This is a genomic window from Cellulomonas sp., from assembly GCF_035634735.1.
Classification (GTDB): Bacteria; Actinomycetota; Actinomycetes; order Actinomycetales; family Cellulomonadaceae; genus Cellulomonas.
Window position 1 is genome coordinate 1 of record NZ_DASQCJ010000228.1, and the last position, 2,776, is coordinate 2,776.

The window sequence follows — 2,776 nt, forward strand, 5'->3', positions numbered from 1 at the left end:
CGCTCGGGGCCGAGCAGCGCGTCGGCCTCGACCACGCCGGTCGCGGCGCCGGCGACGTCGTACTCGTCGGGGCCGAGCAGGCCCGGGTGCTCCGCGGTCTCGCCGCCGACCAGCGCGGTGCCGGCGACCGAGCAGGCCGCCGCGATGCCGCGCACCACGTCCGCGATCCGCTCGGGCACGACCCGGCCGCACGCGATGTAGTCGGTCATGAACAGCGGCTTCGCGCCCACCACGACGATGTCGTCGACCACCATGCCGACCAGGTCGAACCCGATCGTGTCGTGCACGTCCAGCGCCTGCGCGATCGCCACCTTGGTGCCGACGCCGTCCGTGGACGTCGCGAGCAGCGGGCGGCGGTAGCCGACCAGCGCCGACGCGTCGAACAGCCCGGCGAACCCGCCGACCCCGCCCAGCACCTGGGGGCCGTGCGTCGCGCGGACGGCGTCCTTCATCAGCTCGACGGCCTTGTCGCCCGCCTCGGTGTCGACGCCGGCGGCGGCGTAGGTGATGCCCTCGGTCACGGGTGCTCCAGCGCGTTCGAGCCACCGGTCCCCGGGACCAGGGTGGCGAGTCCGTCCTCCGGAGCGCCGAGCGGCAGCTCGTTCTGCTCCAGCAGGTGCTTGCCGAGCCGGTCCTGGGACGGCAGCTCGATGGGGTACTTCCCGGTGAAGCACGCGGTGCACAGCTGCGCCGCGGGCTGCTCGGTGGCGGCGATCATGCCGTCCATCGAGATGTAGCCGAGCGAGTCCGCGCCCAGCGAGGACCCGATCTCCTCGACGGCCAGGCCGTTGGCGATCAGCTCGGCGCGGGACGCGAAGTCGATGCCGTAGAAGCACGGCCACTTCACCGGCGGGCTGCTGATCCGCACGTGCACCTCGGCCGCGCCGGCCTCGCGGAGCATCCGGATCAGCGCGCGCTGGGTGTTGCCGCGCACGATCGAGTCGTCGACCACGACGAGCCGCTTGCCGCGGATGACCTCGCGCAGCGGGTTGAGCTTGAGCCGGATGCCGAGCTGGCGCAGCGTCTGCGACGGCTGGATGAACGTCCGGCCGACGTACGCGTTCTTGGTCAGCCCCTGCCCGAACGGGATGCCCGACGCCTGCGCGTAGCCGACCGCGGCGGGCGTGCCGGACTCGGGCACCGGGATGACCAGGTCGGCCTCGACCGGGTGCTCCTTCGCCAGCCGGCGACCCATCTCCACCCGCGCGGCGTGCACGGAGCGCCCGGCGATCGTGGTGTCCGGGCGGGCCAGGTAGACGTACTCGAACACGCAGCCGGCGCGCTGCTGCGGCTCGGTGAACCGCTGCGTGCGCAGGCCGTCCGCGTCGATCGCGACGAGCTCGCCCGGCTCGATCTCCCGGACGAACGACGCGCCCACGATGTCGAGCGCCGGCGTCTCCGAGGCGACGACCCAGCCCCGCTCCAGCCGGCCCAGCACCAGCGGGCGGACGCCCTGCGGGTCGCGGGCGGCGTACAGCGTGTGCTCGTCCATCCAGACGAGGCTGAAGGCGCCGCGCAGCCGCGGGAGCACCTCCATCGCGGTGGCCTCGAGCGTGTGGTCCTGGTCCCCCGCGAACAGCGCCGTCACCAGCGCCGTGTCGGTGGTGTTGCCGCGCGCGAGCTCGCCGCGCCGCTGGGCGCCGTACCGCTCCGCGACCAGGTCGACCAGCTCGGCCGTGTTCGTCAGGTTGCCGTTGTGCGCCAGGGCGACGGTGCCGCCGGCCGTGGCGCCGAGCGTCGGCTGGGCGTTCTCCCACGTGCTGCCGCCGGTCGTGGAGTACCGGGCGTGCCCGACGGCGATGTGGCCGTGCAGGGCGTTCAGCGCCGTCTCGTCGAAGACCTGGGAGACGAGGCCCATGTCCTTGTAGACGAGCAGCTGCTCGCCGTTCGACGTCGCGATGCCCGCGGACTCCTGGCCCCGGTGCTGCAGCGCGTACAGCCCGAAGTAGGTGAGCTTCGCGACCTCCTCGCCGGGAGCCCAGACCCCGAACACGCCGCACGCGTCCTGGGGTCCCTTCTCGTTCGGCAGGAGGTCGTGGTTGAGCTTGCCGTCTCCGCGGGGGGCCACGACTCCATGGTGACACATGCCACGCGCGGACCCGTCCGGCGTCCGGGACGTCGGTCCCGGGTGCGCCGCGGCCCGCGGCGGTGCCGCGGGCGGTGGGCGGCGGTGCCGCGCCGGGTCGGCCGGGTGCCGCGCGGGGTCAGCGGCGGCGGCTGCGCCGGTCCGCGAGCAGCGCCGCGAGCGCGCCGGCGAACCCGCCGACGACCGCGCCGATGAACGCCGACACCGTCCGGGCGCCGGTCTGGCCGCCCAGGAACCCGATGAACGCCTGGGGGTCGGACTCGGCGAGCCCGCTCGACGACGCGGCCAGCTGCGCCACGACGAGCCCGACCAGGGCCCCGAGCAGGACGCCGGCGACGATGAACGCGCCGATCTTGGGGGCGCGGCGGACGCGCGCGGGCTCGGCGACCCGGGCGAGCGTCGCCTCGTCGGGGACCGGCGCGACCTCCGGCTCCGCGGGGGCGGCGGGGTCGGGGGCGGCCTCGGCGCCCCCGGCCGGCCCGGGCTCGTCGGCGGGCTCGGGCGCAGCCGCGGGCCCCGTCGGGGCGGGGGCGTCGGCGCCCCGCTCGTCGTCGGGTCGCCCGGGTTCGGTCGTGTCGGCCACCCGCAGATCCTAGGTGCTCCGGGCCGACGCCCTAGGCTCGGGTCGATGGAGACCGCCGCCGACCCCGCGCCGCGGTACCCGGCCACCATCGCCGCGCCCGTCGAGCA

Annotated in this window: 3 protein-coding genes; all 3 read right to left on the bottom strand. The window is 75.5% G+C overall.

Features of this window, described 5'->3' with window-relative positions:
• The coding region (locus VER05_RS18255; RefSeq protein ID WP_324846733.1) for a phosphoribosylformylglycinamidine cyclo-ligase at positions 1–521 on the bottom strand (521 nt) is incomplete at its 3' end.
• A complete protein-coding gene (gene purF, locus VER05_RS18260) occupies positions 518–2,068 on the bottom strand; it encodes an amidophosphoribosyltransferase (RefSeq protein WP_324846734.1) in 1,551 nt (516 codons plus the stop codon). The genes VER05_RS18255 and purF, both read right to left, overlap by 4 nt.
• A 136-nt stretch (positions 2,069–2,204) precedes the next feature.
• Positions 2,205–2,669: a histidine kinase gene (locus VER05_RS18265; protein ID WP_324846735.1), complete on the bottom strand. Its 465-nt coding sequence runs from the start codon at positions 2,667–2,669 to the stop codon at positions 2,205–2,207.
• Positions 2,670–2,776 lie beyond the last annotated feature (107 nt).